The sequence below is a fragment of the Aneurinibacillus sp. UBA3580 genome, from assembly GCF_002375825.1.
GTDB lineage: Bacteria > Bacillota > Bacilli > Aneurinibacillales > Aneurinibacillaceae > Aneurinibacillus > Aneurinibacillus danicus.
Genome location: NZ_DFMZ01000039.1, coordinates 1 through 1735 on the forward strand (window position 1 = coordinate 1; position 1735 = coordinate 1735).

Annotated in this window: 3 protein-coding genes; 2 read left to right on the forward strand and 1 reads right to left on the reverse strand. The window is 46.9% G+C overall.

The features are described 5' to 3' along the window. Positions 1–45 precede the first annotated feature (45 nt). A complete protein-coding gene (locus B2899_RS06130; RefSeq protein WP_146809181.1) occupies positions 46–378 on the forward strand; it encodes an MFS transporter in 333 nt (110 codons plus the stop codon). 3 nt (positions 379–381) lie between these two features. After that, positions 382–1521 (forward strand): A/G-specific adenine glycosylase, encoded by a 1140-nt coding sequence (gene mutY, locus B2899_RS06135; RefSeq protein WP_286884503.1) that lies wholly within the window; start codon positions 382–384, stop codon positions 1519–1521. Between the two features lie 100 nt (positions 1522–1621). Here mutY and B2899_RS06140 read toward each other — a convergent pair. Beyond that, positions 1622–1735 (reverse strand): Fe-Mn family superoxide dismutase (locus B2899_RS06140; RefSeq protein WP_286884510.1); only part of this gene is annotated, 114 nt, incomplete at its 5' end.

A 1735-nucleotide genomic window follows, 5' to 3' on the forward strand; every position in this document is an offset into this window, starting at 1 on the left:
TCCTCACGATTTTCACAGAAAAACGACAGAAGTGAGGGACGAGCGATGAAGGACATCCAAGTATTTGCCGAATACAAAATCCTTCCGGAGAAGCGGGAAGAATATCTGCATAAAATCAAGGACGTTGCAGCGGCGATGAAGATGATTGGTGTTGATGATTTTACCTTACAAGAAGGGGTAGATCAACCGGGATTATTTGTCGAAATGTTTCATGTTCCGTCGATGGAAGCGTATCGTAAAATAAAACGGAAACGCTGCGAAGATACGGCAGCATTAGGTGCGTTCTGGCAAAGTATAAACGACTGCATCGCAGGCGGTACGGACAAGCTGCACATGTGGGCGTTTGCGTCAATCGATATAACAGGGAGTGAAGAATAGATAATGGCAAAAAAGCAGCAGGAGAGACAACAGGAAATTATCGGTTCATTTCATATTAAAGATTTCCAGGATGATTTGTTGTACTGGTTTGAGCGGCAGCAGCGTACATTGCCCTGGCGTCAGAGCAGGGACGCATACAGGGTGTGGGTATCGGAAATTATGCTACAGCAGACGAGAGTGGAGACCGTGATTCCATATTATGAACGTTTCGTGGAACGGTTCCCTTCTGTAGAAAAATTGGCCGAGGCGGAGCTGGAAGAAGTCTATAAATATTGGGAAGGGTTGGGGTATTATTCACGGGCCCGCAATTTGCACGCGGCAGTAAAAGAGGTACAGGAGAAGTACGGAGGCACTGTACCAAATACACCGGAAGAAATTCATGGACTAAAAGGTGTGGGTCCTTATACAGCGGGTGCTATCCTCAGCATTGCGTATGGCTTGCCCGAGCCGGCGGTGGACGGCAATGTTATGCGCGTATTGTCACGTATTTTTCGAGTTGAAGACGATATAACAAAAGCAAGCACACGGAAATTATTTGAAGCGATTGTACGACGGATTATCGCTCACCGGAATCCATCCTTTTTCAATCAGGCTCTGATGGAGTTGGGTGCGCTTATCTGTATTCCGCGATCGCCGCGCTGTGACGCCTGTCCGGTAGCTGCACACTGCCGTGCCCGGAAGGCAGGTGTGCAGGAAACGCTTCCTGTCAAGAAGAAGGCCAAGAAAGTCCGAGTGGAAGAGCGAGCTGTTGCACTGGTACAGCGGGAGGATGGCCGCTGGTTGCTTCATAAGCGTCCGGAAAGCGGTCTTCTGGCTAATCTGTGGGAATTTCCAAACGTAGAATATACAAAAGCAGAAAATGCCAGGGAGTGGTTGAGCGTGCATATGTATGAGACGTTCGGCATTAAGTGCATACCACGGGATCTGGTCATGGAACATAGTCATGTGTTCTCACATCTACAGTGGAATCTGTATACTTATCTATGTGAATATGAAGGACAAGAAGAAGGGAGGGGCAGTGCAATTGCAAAAGAACGCGTAATGTGGGTGGCAATAGAAGAAATGGATGCGTATCCGTTTTCCGTATCCCATAAAAAAATTGTCGACGCATTGCGGGAAGGATTTCAGCAAAGCCTGCTGTGACAGACGCATAAAAGAAAATAATAAACTCTGCAATAAAATGCATAAAAACAAACGGCTTCCGTAATGGAAAGCCGTTTTTTGACATAAGTATGTGCGCGAATTACTTCGCTTCTTTGTAACGCTTGTTGACTTCGTCCCAGTTTACGGTGTTCCACCAGGCGGAGATGTAATCCGGGCGTTTGTTTTGATATTTCAGGTAGTAAGCATGCTCCCA

Excerpts from the sequence above, each read along its gene's own strand:
- mutY (WP_286884503.1), top strand. The coding sequence starts at position 382 with ATGGCAAAAAAGCAGCAGGAGAGACAACAGGAAATTATCGGTTCATTT.
- B2899_RS06130 (WP_146809181.1), top strand. The coding sequence starts at position 46 with ATGAAGGACATCCAAGTATTTGCCGAATACAAAATCCTTCCGGAGAAG.